Here is a 17,939-nt window from a genome sequence, read left to right on the forward strand (position 1 = left end):
GCCTGCCGCCAGCGTTCAATCTGAGCCATGATCAAACTCTTCAATTTAAAGTTTGATGTGTTTTCCGAAGAAAACGGTGCTCAAAGAATTTACTGTTAGTTCGTATGAATTAACTGTTGTCACTCTTCAAGACTTTTCACAAATATTTTAGTGAAGCGTCCTGCGAGTGCCCACACAGATTGTCTGATTGATTGTTAAAGAGCAGTGCGACCGGCTTACAGCCTGCTGTCGCGAGGTGGCGTATACTACGCTTTCCTCATTCAGAGTCAACGACTTTTTTCCCGTTTTCTCCGCCTCACACCGCGCCGGCTCATCGCCGTTGCCGTGTCAGTGGAGGCGCATTATAGGGAGTTCTTCTGGCCTGACAAGGCTAATTTTCAAAAAAAAGCTCAACCGCTCACATTTTAAACCAAAACCCCAATTAATGACGATTTACTACCCCATTAGGCGATAAAGAAAGCAAAAGCCCGGCATTAGCCGGGCTTCATCGTAAGAATAACGATTATTGGCGAATCACAATCGCCTCGTCATCCGCATCCAGGGTAACCGGTTTGCCGGGCACTAAAGCCCCTGACAATATCTGTTGCGCCAGCGGATTCTCAATCATCTGCTGGATGGCGCGTTTCAATGGCCGGGCGCCGTACACCGGGTCAAAACCTGAATTGCCGAGCAATTCCAGCGCCGCATCGGATATTGTGACGGTATAGCCGCGCTCCTCCATCCGTTTATAGAGACGTTGCAACTGAATCTGCGCAATTGAAGTAATATGGTTTTTACCCAGCGGGTGAAATACCACAACTTCATCGATACGGTTGATGAACTCCGGACGGAAATGATGGCTGACGACACTCAACACCATGTCACGCATCTGGTTGTAATTCATCTCACCGAACCGTTCCTGAATCAGATCCGAGCCCAGGTTGGAAGTCATGATAACCACCGCATTGCGGAAATCCACCGTGCGGCCTTGTCCGTCAGTCAGACGCCCGTCATCTAACACCTGCAACAGAATGTTGAACACGTCGGGGTGTGCTTTTTCCACTTCATCCAGCAGAATGACGGAGTAAGGACGGCGGCGTACCGCTTCAGTCAGATACCCACCTTCTTCATAACCGACATATCCCGGAGGCGCGCCCACCAGACGGGAAACCGAATGCTTCTCCATGAATTCGGACATATCAATACGGACCATCGCGTCATCGCTATCGAACAGGAACGACGCCAGCGTCTTGCACAATTCGGTTTTACCCACGCCGGTCGGCCCGAGGAACAGAAACGAGCCGATAGGACGGTTGGGATCCGACAATCCGGCGCGGCTGCGGCGAATAGAATTGGCGACGGCTTCCACCGCTTCGTTCTGTCCAATCACCCGCTGGTGCAATTCCTGCTCCATGCGCAACAGTTTTTCCCGCTCGCTTTCCAGCATCCGTGAAACCGGAATACCGGTCCAGCGGGCAAGCACTTCGGCAATCTCGGCATCCGTTACCCGATTACGCAGCAAGCGCATGGTTTTGCCTTCAACCTTTGTGGCGGCAGCCAGCTGTTTTTCCAGTTCAGGAATTTTGCCGTACTGCAATTCCGACATCTGGCCTAAATCCCCCTGGCGTCTTGCCTGTTCCAGAGAAATTTTTGCCTGCTCCAGCGCCGCCTTAATATTTTGTGTGCCCGTCAGCGATGCTTTCTCGGCTTTCCACTCTTCTTCCAGTTTTGAGTATTCGCGCTCTTTCTGCTCCAGCTCGGCATTCAGAATCTCCAGACGTTTCAGGCTGGCTTCATCAGACTCTTTCTTCAGCGCCTGTTGTTCCAGTTTCAACTGGATAATTCGGCGATCAAGGCGATCCAGCGGCTCCGGTTTGGAATCGATCTGCATACGGATACTGGATGCGGCTTCATCAATAAGATCGATCGCTTTATCCGGCAATTTCCGATCAGAAATGTACCGATGCGATAACATCGCCGCCGCGACAATCGCCGGATCGGTGATTTGCACGTGATGATGCAGCTCATAGCGCTCTTTCAGGCCACGCAGAATGGCGATGGTGTCTTCAACGGTCGGTTCGGCGACAAACACTTTCTGGAAACGACGCTCAAGGGCGGCGTCTTTTTCAATGTATTGCCGGTATTCATCCAGCGTCGTCGCCCCGACACAATGCAACTCGCCGCGCGCCAGCGCAGGCTTGAGCATGTTGCCGGCGTCCATCGCGCCGTCAGCCTTGCCGGCACCGACCATGGTGTGCAGTTCGTCGATAAAGAGAATGACGTTCCCTTCCTGTTTGGACAGGTCGTTCAGCACGCCTTTCAAACGTTCCTCGAACTCACCGCGATATTTGGCTCCCGCCACCAGCGCCCCCATATCAAGCGCCAGCACGCGTTTATTCTTCAGCCCCTCAGGGACTTCGCCATTGACGATACGTTGCGCCAGCCCTTCGACAATGGCGGTTTTCCCGACGCCAGGCTCACCGATCAAAACCGGGTTGTTTTTGGTTCTGCGCTGCAACACCTGGATAGTGCGTCGAATTTCCTCATCACGGCCAATCACCGGGTCCAGCTTGCCTTGTTCGGCACGCTCCGTGAGATCAATCGTGAATTTTTTCAGTGCCTGACGCTGGTCTTCGGCGCTTTGCTCGTTGACCTGCTGCCCGCCGCGAACCTGCTCGATAGCCTGAGTGACATTCTGTTGAGTGGCGCCTGCATTTTTTAGCAGATCACCCAATGCGCTGCGCGATTCAAACACCGCCAGCACGAATAATTCTGAAGAAATGAATGTGTCGCCCTTTTTCTGCGCCAGCTTGTCGCAGATATTGAGCGTCCGTACCAGCTCGCTGGACGGTTGAACATCGCCACCGGTGCCTTCCACCTGTGGTAATCGGCTGATTGCCTGTTCAATTTCACTTTTAAGACGGCTCACATTTGCCCCAGCTGCTGTCAATAACGGGCCGACGGTGCCCCCTTCCTGATTCAGAAGGGCACTCATCAAATGCAGCGGCTCAATGAATTGATGATCTCGTCCGAGGGCGAGAGATTGGGCATCAGCGAGGGCAAGCTGGAACTTGTTGGTAAGACGATCCAGACGCATAACTCCTCCCATACATACTGGTCAAAATTGCTACTGGAGATTAAGTGAGGTCATCCCTCAAAAATTCAAGATGATTTTGCCAGTAATAATAGAAGGAAAAACGTTAATCCTCCGGATCGTCTTAATTCAATAGGTTATATCAGCCAAATCAAAGTTGCCATACGTCCGGTTGTTCCATCGCGTCGATAGGAGAAAAACCGGCCGGCGTCGCTGACCGTACAGTCGTCGCCGCCAAACACCTGGCTGACGCCAGCGGCCTGTAAACGTAAACGGGCCAGCAGGTAAATATCGGCGAGGAATTTACCATTGCGGGGGATAAAAGCGCAATCGGCGGCGGGGTCGCCCTGTACAAAAGCCTCGCGGACCTCGCCCCCGACTTCAAATTGCTGCGGACCGATCGCCGGCCCCATCCATGCCAGAATGTCGGCCGGGCGAGCACGAAAATGACGCAGCGTCTGCTCCAGCACGCCAGCCTGCAAGCCGCGCCAGCCGGCATGCGCCGCCGCCACTTCGCTGCCATCGGCGGAGCAGAACAGGACCGGCAGACAATCGGCGGTCATTACCGCGCATACCCGATCCTTGCGGGTGGTATAAGCGGCATCGCCCGTCAGTGAAGCAGGCGATGTCTGATCAAGGTTAATCACCTGTGTGCCATGCACCTGTTCCAACCAGTGCGGCATGACCGGCAATCCGGCCGCGACGACCAAACGTTGCCGGTTGTCCTGCACATGCAGCGGATCGTCTCCCACATGATTACCCAGATTGAGCGAGTCATACGGCGCGCCGCTGACACCGCCAAGACGAGTGGTGCTACAGGCCCGCACCGTCGCCGGAGCAGGCCAGTCGGGTGTTAACATCATGTTGCCAGACGCCATGCCATCACCAGTCAAGTTGATCTTTAAACGCATCGGTATCCGCTTTCAACGCGGCAATCAGATCCACCATATCCTGCGGCAAGGGAGCATGCCACTCCATCTCGATACCGCTGATAGGATGATAAAGGCGCAACATGGTGGCATGCAGCGCCTGACGATCAAACTTGCGCAGCGTCTCGATAAATGCCTCGGAAGCCCCTTTGGGCAGACGCGGACGACCGCCATACAACGGGTCGCCCACCAACGAATGGTTGATATGCGCCATGTGGACGCGAATCTGATGGGTTCGTCCCGTTTCCAGCCGCAAACGCAGCCGGGTGTGCGCACGGAAATGCTCCATGATGCGATAGTGCGTCACGGCCGGTTTTCCCATCGGATGTACCGCCATATGCGTGCGTTTGGTGGAGTGACGGGCAATCGGCTCCTCTACCGTGCCGCCCGCCGTCATCGTGCCGATCGCCACCGCTTCATATTCGCGGGTGATTTCACGCGCCTGTAGCGATTCCACCAGCCGGGTCTGGGCCGGCACAGTCTTGGCCACCACCATCAGACCGGTGGTGTCCTTATCCAGACGATGGACAATCCCCGCACGCGGCACATCGACAATCTCAGGATAGTGATGCAGCAATGCGTTCAGCACGGTGCCGTCAGGATTACCGGCGCCAGGGTGCACCACCAGATCGCGCGGTTTATTGATCACCAGAATGTCTTCGTCTTCATAGACGATATCCAGCGAGATCGGCTGCGCTTCCCAGCGGGCGTCTTCCTCGATCAAAGCATCAATAGCGACAGATTCCCCGCCAAGCACTTTCTCTTTTGGTTTATCCACCGTCTTGCCGTTAATCTGTACCCGCTGTTCCAGAATCCACGTTTTTATGCGGGAACGTGAATAATCAGGGAACAATTCGGCCAAAGCCTGATCTAAACGTTGTCCAAGTTGAGATTCGGCCACCGTCGCGGTGAGTTGTACTTGTTGGGACATAGTATGCTGCTTCTTATTAACGTTGGGTTTTAACGGCGATGCCGTTTAAAATAATGTACCATTGTAGCTGGTCTTAATCGGGAGCTTAACGGACAGTTTCCCGGAAAAACACTCTGAGGATAATCAAATCGTCATGACGCGTATGAAATACCTGGTGGCTGCTGCCACGTTGAGCCTGACGCTGGCTGGTTGCTCCAATTCCAAAGATGCGGTTCCCGACCGTCCACCTTCAGAACTGTATGCCACCGCCCAGGAGAAACTGCAGGACGGCAACTTTAAAGCCGCCATCACGCAGTTGGAAGCGCTGGATAACCGTTATCCATTCGGCCCTTACTCCCAGCAGGTCCAGCTGGACCTGATTTACGCCTATTACAAATCCGCCGAGTTGCCGTTGGCTCAGGCGTCGATTGATCGCTTCATCCGCCTGAACCCGACGCACCCGAACGTGGACTATGTCCTCTATATGCGCGGGCTGACCAACATGGCGCAGGATGACAGCATGTTGCAAGGCTTTTTCGGCGTCGACCGTTCAGACCGCGATCCTCAGTATGCTCGTTCAGCGTTTAAAGCTTTCAGCCAGTTGCTTCAGGGCTACCCGAACAGCCAATACGCCACAGACGCCAGCAAGCGCCTGGCATTCCTGAAAGAGCGTCTGGCCAAGTATGAACTTTCTGTCGCACAGTATTACACGAAACGCGGCGCTTATGTCGCAGTGGTTAACCGCGTAGAGCAAATGCTGAAGGACTATCCGGATACGCAGGCAACGCGCACCGCGCTGCCGCTGATGGAAAATGCCTATCGGGAACTGCAATTGACTGCGCAGGCCGACAAGGTGGCTAAAATCATCGCCGCCAACCCTTCTGCCTGAAGAGACGCCTGAAATCCTATTACCACGGCAACTTCGGTTGCCGTTTTTTTTGCTCTGTTTTCCTGATCTATAGCCGGTCATCCTGAATGTAACCGGATAATCCCGCCAATACATCCAATAGATAATGGCACAGCCCTGACAAGGCGACAAGCGCGCCGCGCCGGTTCCCCAAAGCCGCTCACAAATCAATTCATATGACGGAAAAGTGACCAGAAAAGGTGATCAAAATCACCCACTTTGCATCGACTAGGGGTATGCTGAAATCACCCAAGACGGAAAAGGCAGAGAGGTAAGTTTTTATGACTATCAACATTACCAGCAAGCAGATGGATATTACTCCCGCAATACGTCAGCATGTCGAAGACCGTCTCAGCAAACTGGATAAATGGCAGACTCACCTGATTAATCCGCACATTATCCTGTCTAAAGAGCCACAGGGTTTTGTGGTCGACGCCACCATCAGTACGCCCAATGGCCCGTTGGTGGCCAGCGCCAAACACGAAGATATGTATACCGCTGTCAATGAACTCATCACAAAACTGGAACGACAGCTGAACAAGGTCCAGCACAAAGGCGAAGCCCGCCGTGCGGACAGTTGCATCAAAGATGTCAATCAGCAGGCTTCGGCAGAATAGTAGGACCAGATGCCGCCATCAATGCGTCTCCATTTTTAATGACAGATTCTGTCCGTTGCCTGAAACGCGCCGCAAGGCGCGTTTTTTACGGTTCAAGTTTCCCCTCCCCTGATGGACCAACGCTACGCGAGCGCATCGCTCCCGGCGATTTTGTATTGACAGGATGAAAAGGCAACAGTTACCTTAATCGACATTCCCAACAAGGATTTGGTGACATGACGCCACAACCGTTCTTCTTCGTATTCTTCTTTACTCTCCCCAATGCGGGGGGGCGATTTGTCGTGTGAGTAAGAATACGAAGACGAACAAAAAAAGCCTCCTGAATCAGGAGGCTTTTTTATTGGACAGCAAACAGGTACACACCATGACCGATAATCCATTACTGGCGCTGCGCGAGCGCATTACCGCGCTGGATATGCAACTGCTCGAACTGTTGGCGCAACGAAGGGAACTGGCGCTGGATGTAGCGCGAGCCAAACAGCACTCCCATCGCCCCATTCGCGATAAAGAGCGTGAGCGGGATTTACTGTCCCGGCTGGCAGAAGAAGGTAAAAAGCGGCAGCTTGACGGTCACTATATTACCCGTCTGTTCCAGTTGATTATTGAAGATTCGGTACTGACCCAGCAGGCGCTGCTGCAACAGCACCTCAACTCTGGCGCGTCGCATTCCGCCCGCGTCGCTTTTCTCGGCCCCAAAGGCTCTTACTCTCATTTAGCCGCCCGTCAGTATGCCGCGCGCCATTTTGACCAGATTATTGAATGCGGCTGCCAGCGTTTTCAGGACATCATCAACCTGGTGGAAACCGGCCAGGCCGATTACGCCGTGCTGCCGATAGAAAACACCAGCTCCGGTTCAATCAACGATGTCTACGACCTACTGCAGCACACCGGGTTATCCATCGTCGGTGAGCTGACCACGCCTATCGACCATTGCGTGCTGGTCGCGGTGGAGACGCAACTGGACCAGATCCAGACCGTTTACAGCCACCCGCAGCCTTTCCAGCAGTGCAGCCATTTCATCAACCGTTTTCCGCACTGGAAAATCGAGTACTGCGAAAGCACCGCCGCTGCGATGGCGAAAGTCGCCGAGCTCAATTCCCCACATGCCGCCGCGCTGGGCAGCGAAGCCGGTGGAATGCTTTATCAGTTACAGGCGCTGGAGCAGAATCTGGCCAATCAGGTGCAGAACATCACCCGGTTCATCGTACTGGCCCGCAAGCCGATCGACGTCACCGAACAAGTGCCGGCTAAAACCACCTTAATCATGGCTACCGGACAGCAATCCGGCGCACTGGTGGAAGCACTGCTGGTGCTGCGCGAGCACGGTATCGTGATGACAAAACTGGAGTCGCGGCCGATAAACGGCAATCCGTGGGAAGAGATGTTTTACATCGATGTGCAGGCCAATCTGCGCAACGACAACACCCGTAAAGCGCTGCAGGGGCTGGCCGCGATTACCCGCTCGCTCAAGGTTCTGGGCTGCTACCCCAGCGAAAATGTGGTGCCGGTGGAACCGGCATAAGCCATGTCGCATCAGGCCCTGCCAGGAGGTATGGTCTGTACCCGGCAATAAAAAACCACCCTATCAAAGAGGGTGGTTTTTCAGGAAACCATCAAGGTCCACTCAGCGCTACTGGCGGATATCGTTCGCCTGACGCAGCAGGGTTCGGCTTTCCGCCATGAATCGCCGCGAATAATCACCGAACCAGTGTTCGACTTTCTTGAAGCTACTGACAAACGCCGCTTTATCTCCTGCTTCCAGCAATGAAATCGCCTCGCCAAAACGCTGGTAGTAACGTTTGATCAAGGCCAGATTGTTGCCGGAAGACATGATAATGTCGGCGTAGAGTTGCGGGTCCTGTGCGAACAACCGCCCCACCATCGCCAGTTCAAGCCGGTATATCGGCGAAGAAAGCGCCAGCAATTGCTCCAGTTGCACATTTTCTTCCGCCAGATGCACGCCATAGGCAAACGTCGCGAAATGGCGCAACGCCTGAATGAACGCCATGTTTTGGTCGTGTTCCACCGCACTGGTGCGATGAAGCCGGGCGCCCCACACCTGGATCTGCTCCAGCAACCACTGGTAGGCCTCCGGCTGGCGCCCGTCACAATACACGACGACCTGTTTGGCCAGGCTGCCGATATCCGGGCCGAACATCGGGTGCAACCCCAGCACCGGCCCCTGATGCGCCGCCAGCATCGCCTGCAGCGGACCATTCTTGACCGACGCCAAATCCACCAAAATACAGTCATCCGGCAGCCTGGGCAGACGGGCAATAACCTGTTCGGTGACATGGATTGGCACACTGACGATCACCATGCCGGCATCCGCCAGCAGCGTCTCCGCTTGAGGCCAATCCTCCTGCTCCAGGATACGTACCTGATAGCCGGACAGCGTCAGCATTCTGTCAAACAGGCGCCCCATCTGACCACGCCCTCCCACGATCACGATCGGGCGCAGCGACGGAGAGAGCGTTTTAAACCCTTTGTCATTCTCGCTGGCGTAGGACTCCCGCATCACCCGACGCAGAACATCCTCAATCAAATCCGGGGGAACGCCCAGCGTTTCCGCTTCCTTACGTCGTGAACTCAGCATCGCTGCTTCCCGATCAGGCGCATAAATTGGCAAACCATAACGGCTCTTTACCTCGCCGACTTCCGCCACCAGACGCAGCCGACGCGACAATAACGCCAATAATGCTTTATCTACCTCATCTATCTGATCACGCAATGCGGTCAGTTCAGCGACCATCTGTTCTTCTCCTTACTGATTGGCGCTTCGCGCACTCAGCTCTTTATGAACCGAGCGCAGCAATGTCTCTGTACTTTCCCAACTGATGCAGGCATCCGTCACCGATACCCCGTAACGCATGTCGGCGCGCGGTTGCTCGGAAGACTGATTACCTTCGTGGATATGGCTCTCCAGCATCAGCCCGATAATAGAACGGTTACCGGATTTGATCTGCTCGATCACCGACTCCACCACCAGCGGCTGCCGACGGTAGTCTTTGCTGGAGTTACCGTGGCTACAATCTATCATCAGCGCCGGATTCAGTCCTGCATCGCGCATCTGTTTTTCACACTCAGCCACGTCTTCCGCGCTGTAATTCGGCTTTTTGCCGCCACGCAGGATCACATGTCCATCCGGATTTCCCTGCGTCTGCAATAAGCAAACCTGACCGCTCTGATTGATACCGACAAAACGATGCGGCATAGATGCGGCTTTCATGGCATTAATGGCGGTGCCGAGACTACCGTCTGTGCCGTTCTTGAAACCCACCGGCATTGATAACCCGGAAGCCATCTCGCGGTGAGTCTGGGATTCGGTGGTTCTGGCGCCAATCGCCGACCAGCTGAACAAATCCCCCAGGTATTGCGGGCTATTCGGATCCAGCGCTTCGGTCGCCAGCGGCAACCCCATGTTTACCAGCTTAAGCAGCAAATCGCGGGCGATATGCAGCCCCGCTTCCATATCAAAGGAACCATCCATGTAGGGATCATTGATCAACCCTTTCCAGCCGACAGTGGTACGGGGTTTCTCAAAATAGACACGCATGACGATATACAGCCGATCGCTCAATTCGGCTGACAGGGATTGCAGACGACGCGCGTAATCCAGCGCGGCATCCGTATCATGAATGGAACAGGGACCACACACCACCAGCAGACGTTTGTCGTTGCCATGAATAATGTCAGCAATGGTTTTACGCGACAGAGCAATCGCCTGCTGCTCCGGCTCATTGAGCGGGAATTTGGCTTTCAGTTCGTCGGGAGTAATAAGAACCTGTTCGGCGCTGATATTAATATTATTGAGCGTGTCTTTTTGCATGGTGATGATCCTGTGTGTTCCTTTGGTATGAAGGGAGCGATTTCGTCATTGTCAGTAACAGGTTCACACCTTAACACACAGGCCGTAAATTTTTCAAGCCATAGGTGTAAAGTTAAAATTACTCCCGTAAAACCGGTTAGAAATCACAAAACCGGCGAGCGCCTATCGGGCGAACCCCACCACCGAATACAGTAACTCATTGAAAGTGCCGGGTGTTATCAACTTGCCACCATTTCCCAGGTATTCAGCAGCAGAGAATCCGCAGATCTAAAATGATTTCGAAGCTTGATGATGTTACTGGTGATATTTGACGAATGCTGATTACGGGACTTCGCAGAACAGACGCTGACTACTTGTTTAACCTGTGCTAAACCACGTGACTGACGAAAACGCCGACCACCGGCAACGCCAATCCGTAAACAAAAATATACACCCTATGATTCAGTATCATGACCACGCTTCCCAGCATCGGCTATCACCGTATGTTGTTGGGGGCGGGAAAGCGGAACAGATATCGACGCCGAATTGAGTAAAGAGCTCCAGGCAGGCACAACGCGCTGAAATCATTAAAGGAAAAACAGGAAATTGCGTAATATTAGGCCGTATATCTCCATTCAGATGCTGTCAAAACAGGTTCGATCATGAGAAACGGTATAGTGTTGATAGGGTTGTTGCTCCTCGCCGGGTGCCAGTCCATTCCGTCGGTATCGCCGACTAAAGGCGAGTCCAATTTCTGGTATGACGCGGGATATAAAGACGCCACCAGCGGTATGGTTGTCAGAGATAACGAAACACTGTCGGAATGGTTTGGCAATCCGGATGTTGATCGTCATGCCTATCTGAATGGGTATCGGGCCGGGCAGACGGAATGGTGCCATCCCGATAATGTCGCCGCCTGGGGTCGGGCAGGAAGCCCTTTCCCGGCTGGCTGCGACGGCGTCAATGATGCGGAAAAGTTGAAAAAAGTGTGGCAACACGCGGTGGATGAATCGACCAACCATAACAGGTCAGCCTACTGACTTTCGCCACTCTTTGCCCCGCCTCCGCCAAATAACCCCTATTAAGTTCCTGGGTAGATCTGTATGAACCGGCCAGCGTGTCGCTGGCAAGGGCATCCAGTCATACCCACGTTCACCCGCCATTTCAGGCGCGCTTATCAGCAGTCTGCCTGTATCCTGCCGATTTTGTTACCTGCTGAGAAGGCTTTCGGATAAATCATCTACCGCTGGTGATAAATTAAACTTATAATAACCAAACTAAATTATAACAACAAGTAACCAACCACTGACACCAAATGGAATTGAACGCACGCATTGGTTTTGTATTGCCATCATTGCCCTGGTCGGACATTCACCGCTTCTATTCACGCAATAAGCTGGCAAACAGGACTTCATTATGAAAAGTACGTCATCGCATTCCGGACAAGGACAGCTACTGTCCCATCACTTAAGTGCACCTGATGATCATTACGCTGCTCTCGATGCCGTCAGATCAAGGATTCGCCAAGCTGGCGACCTCCCCGGCGCAACGGTGGAAGAGCAAATCGCGATTGCCGAAGAACTGGCGACATTCGACCTTGGGCAATTTCTTCTGGTACATCGAGGGTTGAATGCCTACTGGACCCACCATCTGGTCACCTATCCTTCCGCTTTCGCGACACGGGCACCCTACAGTGATCTGGAAAAATTGATCTACGAGCGGTTACCTGCCGTACTTGCCACCCGTGAGCGGTTCGGTATTTTCCGCCAACAGTTACAGTCACGGCTGCATGACGGAATGGTATTTGCTTCTGTTCCCTGCGGGCTGATGGGAGATTTGCTGTTGCTGGATTACTCGCATCATCAGGATGTGCGATTAATCGGCGTAGACCTAGATCCGCAGGCGCTGGAGGCCGCGAATTCACTGGCTAAACAACAGTATTGCGACGATCGCATCACGTTGTTGCAGTGCGATGCCTGGTCATTACAATTGCCTGAACCCGTGGATGTTCTGACCAGTAATGGACTCAACGTTTATGAACCCGATGATGAAAAAGTGACGGACCTCTATCGGGCATTCAATCAGGCACTAAAACCCGGGGGCACGCTGATCACCAGTTTTCTGACGCCGCCCCCGGTGTTATCAGCAGAATCGACCTGGCAGGTCACCGAAGAAGAGCAGCGCTTACTCCCCTTACAGCACTTACTGTTTTCACGTATTCTGGAAGCCAGATGGACCGCATTCCGCACCTACGCCCAGACACAGCGCCAGTTGGAGCAAGCGGGATTGCAGTTGCCATACCGCAAGTTGTTTTGATGACTCGCATGGGGTTTTTCTCTCCGCGTGATCGCTCGGAAGCTTTACGGAACCCGCCGCCTAGCTGGGGGTTTTCTATAGACAAAGAAAAAGGGGTGGCAAATGCCACCCCTTATCGCTTTCGGATGTTGCGAAAGCGTATGCTTAGTTAAGACGCTCTTTGATACGAGCAGACTTACCAGCACGCTCACGCAGGTAGTACAGTTTGGCTTTACGCACAGCACCACGGCGCTTAACGGTAATGCTGTCCACTACCGGAGAGTGCGTCTGGAATACGCGCTCTACGCCTTCGCCGTTGGAAATCTTGCGAACAGTGAATGCAGAGTGCAGACCGCGGTTACGAATTGCGATAACCACGCCCTCGAATGCCTGCAGACGTTTTTTGGAACCTTCAACGACCCATACCTTAACTTCCACGGTGTCACCCGGACGGAACGCAGGTACGTCTTGCTTCATCTGCTCTTGTTCAAGCTGCTTGATAATATTGCTCATAGTATGTCTCTTACCCTAGGTAAACTGATATATGGGTTCGTCCGGCACTGCCGCAACGGCCCCCTAATACTCATGTTGTTCAGACTGATATTCCTGTTGGAATTCAGTCAACAACGTTGCTTGCTCGTCAGTCAGAGCTAGGCTTTTCAGAAGTTCAGGTCTTCTAAGCCAGGTTCGGCCCAGCGACTGCTTCAAACGCCAGCGGCGTATTTCCGCATGGTTGCCCGACAGCAATACCGCCGGCACATCCATACCTTCCAACACTTCAGGCCGGGTATAGTGAGGACAATCCAGCAACCCATCGGCAAAAGAATCTTCCTGTGCCGAAGCTTCATGACCCAGTACGCCGGGAATAAACCGGGCGACAGAATCAATCAGCGTCATTGCTGGTAGTTCGCCACCACTGAGAACGTAATCGCCGATTGACCATTCTTCGTCAATTTCGGTTTGGATCACTCGTTCATCAATGCCCTCGTACCTTCCGCAAACCAGAATCATCTTCTGATGTGCGGCGAGTTGACGTACGCCTTGCTGATCCAGTTTGCGACCCTGCGGTGACAGATAGATCACCCGAGCCCCTTCGCCTGCCGCTGCTTTTGCTGCATGGATAGCATCCCGCAAGGGTTGCACCATCATCAGCATACCGGGGCCGCCGCCGTAAGGGCGATCGTCCACCGTGCGATGCCGATCGTAAGTGAAGTCGCGAGGACTCCAGTACTGTACGCTCAGCAGGCCATTTTTAACTGCCCGGCCTGTGACTCCATAATCAGTAATGGCGCGGAACATCTCAGGAAACAGGCTAATCACCCCAATCCACATAGCGCCGTTCCACTCATTGACTGCAGACTCTACAGAGTTCAAAAACCAGGATCCCAGTCTACTTCAATACGATGAGTAGACAGGTCAACGTGCTTGATAACCTGTTCAGTCAGAAACGGAATCAACCGTTCCTTGACTCCGTAAGCATCTTTCAGGTTAGCTCTTACCACCATAACGTCATTAGAACCGGTTTCCATCATGTCGATGACTTTCCCCAGTTCATAGCCACCTACGGTGACGACATCGCAGCCAATAAGATCTTTCCAGTAATAATCACCCTCATCCAGCTCAGGCAGTTGGGCCGAATCCACGACAATTTCGCAATTGGTCAGTAAATTCGCCGCATCCCGATCGTCAATATCTTTGATCTTGATGACCAGGTCCTGATTATGGTGCCGCCAGCTCTCGATCTCGATCGGTTGCCACAGCCCTTTATTCCGGATGAACCAAGGTTGATAATCAAAAATGCTTTCGGCGTCTTCGGTGGATGAAAATACCCTGAGCCAACCTTTGATGCCGTACGTCGATCCCATTTTCCCCAATGTAATCGGGTTGACCGGGGCTTTCGGGCTGAGTTGCTTGCTCATTACCACCACCGCAACAGATTACGCTGCTTTTTTCGCGTCTTTGATCAGCGCGGAAACGCGATCAGAAACGGTAGCGCCCTGACCAACCCAGTGCTCGATACGGTCAAGATCCAGGCGCAGGCCTTCAGCTTTACCAGTAGCGATCGGGTTGAAGAAGCCTACGCGCTCAATGAAACGACCGTCGCGCGCATTGCGGCTATCGGTCACAACGACTTGATAGAACGGGCGTTTTTTAGCGCCGCCACGTGCCAAACGAATTGTTACCATAACATCCTCTTTAGTTAATAAAACAACCGGGCCCCATCGAGGAACGGGGCCCAGTGTCATATAAAAAGCCCGAAGATTTTACTCATTTTGGTGCAAAAAGCAATCTAAAACCATGCATTCACACCACCGACTTTTCTGTAGGGGTCACATTTCCCCGACTTAACGGCCCGGAAAACCCGGCGGCATCATCCCTTTCATGCCGCGCATCATCTTGGCCAGGCCACCATTTTTCATCTTTTTCATCATGCGCTGCATATCATCAAACTGTTTCAGCAGTCGGTTGACATCCTGCACCTGCATGCCGGACCCCATCGCGATGCGTCGCTTACGCGAACCTTTGATGATCTCCGGCTTGGCGCGCTCCTGCTGCGTCATGGAATTGATGATCGCTTCCATTCGCACCAATACCTTGTCATCCATCTGCGATTTCACGTTATCCGGAATCTGCCCCATGCCCGGCAGCTTGCTCATCATGCTGGCCATACCGCCCATGTTGCGCATCTGCTTTAGCTGATCCAGGAAATCGGTCAGATCAAACCCATCGCCTTTCTTCAGCTTTTTAGCCAGTTTCTCGGCCTGAGAACGGTCGACCTTGCTTTCCAGTTCCTCAATCAGCGAGAGCACATCGCCCATACCAAGAATGCGCGAAGCGATACGATCCGGGTAGAACGGCTCCAGCGCGTCGGTCTTTTCGCCGACGCCCAGGAATTTGATCGGTTTACCGGTAATATGGCGGATAGACAGCGCCGCACCGCCACGGGCATCACCATCAATCTTGGTCAGAATCACCCCGGTCAACGGCAGCGCCTCGTTAAAGGCTTTGGCCGTATTCGCCGCATCCTGACCGGTCATGGCGTCAACCACAAACAGCGTTTCCACCGGATTGATCGACGCGTGCACCTGCTTGATTTCGTCCATCATGGCGTCATCGACATGCAGACGACCGGCGGTATCCACCAGCAGAACATCGTAGAATTTCAGTTTAGCGTGCTGCAGCGCACGGTTAACGATGTCGATAGGTTTTTCATGCGCTTCCGAGGGGAAGAAATCGACGCCGACGGTCTGCGCCAGCGTTTCCAACTGTTTGATCGCCGCCGGGCGATATACGTCCGCCGACACCACCAGCACTTTCTTCTTCTGTTTTTCGCGCAGGAATTTGCCCAGCTTACCGACGCTGGTGGTTTTACCCGCCCCCTGCAGACCCGCCATCAGCACCACCGCCGGCGGCTGAGCAGCCAGATTGAGCGCCTGGTTGACCTCGCCCATAGCTGTCACCAGCTCGTTCTGAACAATCTTGACGAACTCTTGTCCCGGCGTCAGGCTCTTGTTGACTTCGTGACCAACCGCCTGCTCTTTTACACGGTTGATGAAGTCACGTACCACCGGCAGCGCCACGTCCGCTTCCAGCAGCGCCATACGGACTTCACGCAGCGTATCCTTGATATTGTCTTCCGTCAGCCGCCCACGGCCGCTGATATTGCGCAAAGTGCGCGATAGTCGATCGGTTAAATTTTCAAACATATCTCATGCTCAATGTGAAACTGGCCGCTACCGCGACGCGAACAGCGAGGAGTATAACACGAAAGCCAGACCAATCTGCGTGCGCCGGCACGGATAACTGGTTGGTGGCGGTGACGACTAAGGCTATACTGACCCTTCATTTTACTCAGTTGATATTGAATAACCTATCGCTATGTCTGTCTTCGCCATTGTAGCTTTAGCGGCCTATTTCCTCAGTCTGGGGCTGATTATTCCCAGTCTGGTGCGAAAAAACGGAACCTACCGCCGTCTGGCGGTGGTATCCGCTACGATCGCCCTGGTCTGCCATGCAGTGGCCTTGTATCAGCGTATTTTCGATGTCCAGGTCGGGCAAAACCTGAGTCTGTTGAACATCGGGTCCCTCATCAGCCTGATTATCTGCACGGTGATGACTGTTGTGGCGTCGCGCAATCGCGGCTGGTTCCTGCTGCCCATCGTCTATACCTTTGCGTTCATTAATCTGGCGTTCGCCAGTTTCATGCCGGGTGAGTTTATTACCCACCTCGAAGCGATGCCCGGTCTGATGGTGCACATTGGTCTGGCGCTGTTTGCCTACGCCACGCTGATGATTGCCGCATTGTATGCGCTGCAACTGGCATTGCTGGACTACATGCTGAAAACCAAGAAACTGGGATTTGCCGCCGACATGCCGCCGTTGCTGGGCATCGAGCGCAAGATGTTCCACATTACCCAGATTGGCGTCATTCTGCTGACGCTGACGTTATGCACCGGTCTTATCTACATGACCGATTTGCTCAGCAACAAAGAGAACCTGCATAAGGCGCTGTTCTCCCTGCTGGCATGGTTTGTCTACATTCTGCTGCTCTGGGGACACTATCACGAAGGCTGGCGCGGACGCCGAGTGGTGTGGTTCAACCTTATCGGCGCACTGTTGTTGACGCTCTCCTACTTCGGCAGCCGGGTAATCCAGAATTTCCTGGCGCATTGACTGCTTGTGCGACTGACACTTTTATCCGGCGCATAAAAAAGAGAGCCGCGGCTCTCTTTTTTACTGCATACGCTTAACGTCAATCAGATGTGCAATTCCGCCAGTTTGTCTTTCGGCAGCGCCAGATCGTCGTTTTTGTTGACGAGAACGTCGTGATCCAGAATGTGGCGTGCAATGTCCTGCGCTTCGGTCAGGGAATGCATTTCATAGGTGCCGCACTGATATTCGTTCAGTTCCGGAATCTTACGCTGATCGGTAACCTTAAGCACATCCGCCATGGCCGCTTTCCAGGCGTCAGCCACGCGTTGCTCTTCCGGCGTACCAATCAGGCTCATGTAGAAGCCGGTACGGCAACCCATAGGAGAGATATCGATGATTTCCACGCCGTCACCGTTAAGGTGGTCGCGCATGAAACCAGCGAACAAGTGCTCCAGAGTATGGATACCGCGCTCCGGCATGATCTCCTGGTTAGGACGACAGAAACGCAGATCAAACACGGTAATCGTATCACCATGAGGGGTTGTCATGGTTTTGGCCACCCGAACGGCCGGTGCAGCCATACGAGTATGATCGACGGTAAAACTATCCAGTAATGGCATGTTGCCACCTCCTCATGAAAAATTTATTTCTCGTTTCCAGGAAACTTTTCTTACCGGTACCGGTCATAACAAATGAAAGACGCGCATTTATTATCATCATCCCTATTATCAGAGATGTTTCTTTGGC

The 17,939-nt window shown here is 53.3% G+C and carries 17 protein-coding genes and 1 other annotated feature; of the genes, 6 read left to right on the top strand and 11 right to left on the bottom strand.

Annotated features, from left to right (window positions below):
• Nucleotides 1-502 precede the first annotated feature (502 nt).
• The 3 genes from clpB to rluD form a co-directional block, all read right to left on the bottom strand.
• Nucleotides 503-3,076, bottom strand: coding sequence for an ATP-dependent chaperone ClpB (gene clpB, locus DXX3274_RS16945; protein ID WP_042860776.1), 2,574 nt, complete (start codon nucleotides 3,074-3,076; stop codon nucleotides 503-505).
• A gap of 134 nt (nucleotides 3,077-3,210) precedes the next feature.
• Nucleotides 3,211-3,936 carry a purine nucleoside phosphorylase YfiH gene (gene yfiH, locus DXX3274_RS16950; protein WP_042862186.1) on the bottom strand — a complete coding sequence of 242 codons (726 nt, stop codon included), beginning with the start codon at nucleotides 3,934-3,936 and terminating at the stop codon, nucleotides 3,211-3,213.
• Nucleotides 3,937-3,955: 19 nt separating this feature from the next.
• The gene (gene rluD, locus DXX3274_RS16955) at nucleotides 3,956-4,933 is read right to left on the bottom strand and encodes a 23S rRNA pseudouridine(1911/1915/1917) synthase RluD (RefSeq protein WP_042860777.1); all 978 of its coding nucleotides are present in this window, start codon (nucleotides 4,931-4,933) and stop codon (nucleotides 3,956-3,958) included.
• A gap of 133 nt (nucleotides 4,934-5,066) precedes the next feature.
• On the opposite strand from rluD, the gene bamD reads away from it, so the two are divergent.
• From bamD to pheA, 3 genes are all read left to right on the top strand, one after another.
• Nucleotides 5,067-5,801 carry an outer membrane protein assembly factor BamD gene (gene bamD / locus DXX3274_RS16960; RefSeq protein WP_042860778.1) on the top strand — a complete coding sequence of 245 codons (735 nt, stop codon included), beginning with the start codon at nucleotides 5,067-5,069 and terminating at the stop codon, nucleotides 5,799-5,801.
• 299 nt (nucleotides 5,802-6,100) lie between these two features.
• Nucleotides 6,101-6,436, top strand: coding sequence for a ribosome-associated translation inhibitor RaiA (raiA, locus tag DXX3274_RS16965; protein WP_042860780.1), 336 nt, complete (start codon nucleotides 6,101-6,103; stop codon nucleotides 6,434-6,436).
• 214 nt (nucleotides 6,437-6,650) lie between these two features.
• Nucleotides 6,651-6,778 (top strand) — a sequence feature (Phe leader region).
• 22 nt (nucleotides 6,779-6,800) lie between these two features.
• Nucleotides 6,801-7,958 (top strand): bifunctional chorismate mutase/prephenate dehydratase, encoded by a 1,158-nt coding sequence (gene pheA / locus DXX3274_RS16970; protein ID WP_042862187.1) that lies wholly within the window; start codon nucleotides 6,801-6,803, stop codon nucleotides 7,956-7,958.
• A 108-nt stretch (nucleotides 7,959-8,066) separates the two neighbouring features.
• Here pheA and tyrA read toward each other — a convergent pair whose 3' ends face one another.
• Together tyrA and DXX3274_RS16980 are read right to left on the bottom strand one after the other, a co-directional pair.
• Nucleotides 8,067-9,188 carry a bifunctional chorismate mutase/prephenate dehydrogenase gene (gene tyrA, locus DXX3274_RS16975; RefSeq protein WP_038666540.1) on the bottom strand — a complete coding sequence of 374 codons (1,122 nt, stop codon included), beginning with the start codon at nucleotides 9,186-9,188 and terminating at the stop codon, nucleotides 8,067-8,069.
• A 12-nt stretch (nucleotides 9,189-9,200) separates the two neighbouring features.
• Complete coding sequence (locus tag DXX3274_RS16980; protein ID WP_038919944.1) at nucleotides 9,201-10,265, bottom strand: 3-deoxy-7-phosphoheptulonate synthase; 1,065 nt, start codon at nucleotides 10,263-10,265, stop codon at nucleotides 9,201-9,203.
• Nucleotides 10,266-10,906: 641 nt separating this feature from the next.
• On the opposite strand from DXX3274_RS16980, the gene DXX3274_RS16985 reads away from it, so the two are divergent.
• Together DXX3274_RS16985 and DXX3274_RS16990 are read left to right on the top strand one after the other, a co-directional pair.
• Nucleotides 10,907-11,284, top strand: coding sequence for a DUF2799 domain-containing protein (locus tag DXX3274_RS16985; protein WP_042860781.1), 378 nt, complete (start codon nucleotides 10,907-10,909; stop codon nucleotides 11,282-11,284).
• Nucleotides 11,285-11,660: 376 nt separating this feature from the next.
• Nucleotides 11,661-12,560: a cyclopropane-fatty-acyl-phospholipid synthase family protein gene (locus tag DXX3274_RS16990; RefSeq protein WP_042860782.1), complete on the top strand. Its 900-nt coding sequence runs from the start codon at nucleotides 11,661-11,663 to the stop codon at nucleotides 12,558-12,560.
• 144 nt (nucleotides 12,561-12,704) lie between these two features.
• Here DXX3274_RS16990 and rplS read toward each other — a convergent pair whose 3' ends face one another.
• From rplS to ffh, 5 genes are all read right to left on the bottom strand, one after another.
• Nucleotides 12,705-13,052, bottom strand: a complete 348-nt coding sequence (gene rplS / locus DXX3274_RS16995) for a 50S ribosomal protein L19 (RefSeq protein ID WP_012768745.1) — start codon at nucleotides 13,050-13,052, stop codon at nucleotides 12,705-12,707.
• 63 nt (nucleotides 13,053-13,115) lie between these two features.
• On the bottom strand, nucleotides 13,116-13,871 hold the full coding sequence (gene trmD, locus DXX3274_RS17000) for a tRNA (guanosine(37)-N1)-methyltransferase TrmD (protein ID WP_042860783.1): 756 nt from the start codon (nucleotides 13,869-13,871) through the stop codon (nucleotides 13,116-13,118).
• Nucleotides 13,872-13,909: 38 nt separating this feature from the next.
• Nucleotides 13,910-14,458, bottom strand: a complete 549-nt coding sequence (rimM, locus tag DXX3274_RS17005; protein ID WP_042860784.1) for a ribosome maturation factor RimM — start codon at nucleotides 14,456-14,458, stop codon at nucleotides 13,910-13,912.
• Between the two features lie 18 nt (nucleotides 14,459-14,476).
• A complete protein-coding gene (gene rpsP / locus DXX3274_RS17010; protein WP_012768742.1) occupies nucleotides 14,477-14,725 on the bottom strand; it encodes a 30S ribosomal protein S16 in 249 nt (82 codons plus the stop codon).
• A gap of 159 nt (nucleotides 14,726-14,884) precedes the next feature.
• The gene (gene ffh, locus DXX3274_RS17015) at nucleotides 14,885-16,246 is read right to left on the bottom strand and encodes a signal recognition particle protein (RefSeq protein ID WP_038919949.1); all 1,362 of its coding nucleotides are present in this window, start codon (nucleotides 16,244-16,246) and stop codon (nucleotides 14,885-14,887) included.
• 172 nt (nucleotides 16,247-16,418) lie between these two features.
• Between ffh and DXX3274_RS17020 the strand changes: the two genes are divergently transcribed.
• Complete coding sequence (locus DXX3274_RS17020) at nucleotides 16,419-17,213, top strand: inner membrane protein YpjD (RefSeq protein ID WP_042860785.1); 795 nt, start codon at nucleotides 16,419-16,421, stop codon at nucleotides 17,211-17,213.
• A gap of 83 nt (nucleotides 17,214-17,296) precedes the next feature.
• Here DXX3274_RS17020 and luxS read toward each other — a convergent pair whose 3' ends face one another.
• A complete protein-coding gene (luxS, locus tag DXX3274_RS17025) occupies nucleotides 17,297-17,812 on the bottom strand; it encodes an S-ribosylhomocysteine lyase (RefSeq protein ID WP_042860786.1) in 516 nt (171 codons plus the stop codon).
• Nucleotides 17,813-17,939 lie beyond the last annotated feature (127 nt).

The organism is Dickeya sp. NCPPB 3274, assembly GCF_000406205.1.
Taxonomy (GTDB): Bacteria; Pseudomonadota; Gammaproteobacteria; order Enterobacterales; family Enterobacteriaceae; genus Dickeya; species Dickeya fangzhongdai.

Bases quoted from the DNA above. Each gene is read 5' to 3' on its own strand.
- bamD (WP_042860778.1), top strand. From the start codon at position 5,067: ATGACGCGTATGAAATACCTGGTGGCTGCTGCCACGTTGAGCCTGACG.
- raiA (WP_042860780.1), top strand. From the start codon at position 6,101: ATGACTATCAACATTACCAGCAAGCAGATGGATATTACTCCCGCAATA.
- rpsP (WP_012768742.1), bottom strand. From the start codon at position 14,725: ATGGTAACAATTCGTTTGGCACGTGGCGGCGCTAAAAAACGCCCGTTC.
- rimM (WP_042860784.1), bottom strand. From the start codon at position 14,458: ATGAGCAAGCAACTCAGCCCGAAAGCCCCGGTCAACCCGATTACATTG.
- rluD (WP_042860777.1), bottom strand. From the start codon at position 4,933: ATGTCCCAACAAGTACAACTCACCGCGACGGTGGCCGAATCTCAACTT.
- rplS (WP_012768745.1), bottom strand. From the start codon at position 13,052: ATGAGCAATATTATCAAGCAGCTTGAACAAGAGCAGATGAAGCAAGAC.
- tyrA (WP_038666540.1), bottom strand. From the start codon at position 9,188: ATGGTCGCTGAACTGACCGCATTGCGTGATCAGATAGATGAGGTAGAT.
- pheA (WP_042862187.1), top strand. From the start codon at position 6,801: ATGACCGATAATCCATTACTGGCGCTGCGCGAGCGCATTACCGCGCTG.
- DXX3274_RS16980 (WP_038919944.1), bottom strand. From the start codon at position 10,265: ATGCAAAAAGACACGCTCAATAATATTAATATCAGCGCCGAACAGGTT.
- DXX3274_RS17020 (WP_042860785.1), top strand. From the start codon at position 16,419: ATGTCTGTCTTCGCCATTGTAGCTTTAGCGGCCTATTTCCTCAGTCTG.
- DXX3274_RS16985 (WP_042860781.1), top strand. From the start codon at position 10,907: ATGAGAAACGGTATAGTGTTGATAGGGTTGTTGCTCCTCGCCGGGTGC.
- ffh (WP_038919949.1), bottom strand. From the start codon at position 16,246: ATGTTTGAAAATTTAACCGATCGACTATCGCGCACTTTGCGCAATATC.
- trmD (WP_042860783.1), bottom strand. From the start codon at position 13,871: ATGTGGATTGGGGTGATTAGCCTGTTTCCTGAGATGTTCCGCGCCATT.
- yfiH (WP_042862186.1), bottom strand. From the start codon at position 3,936: ATGATGTTAACACCCGACTGGCCTGCTCCGGCGACGGTGCGGGCCTGT.
- DXX3274_RS16990 (WP_042860782.1), top strand. From the start codon at position 11,661: ATGAAAAGTACGTCATCGCATTCCGGACAAGGACAGCTACTGTCCCAT.
- luxS (WP_042860786.1), bottom strand. From the start codon at position 17,812: ATGCCATTACTGGATAGTTTTACCGTCGATCATACTCGTATGGCTGCA.
- clpB (WP_042860776.1), bottom strand. From the start codon at position 3,076: ATGCGTCTGGATCGTCTTACCAACAAGTTCCAGCTTGCCCTCGCTGAT.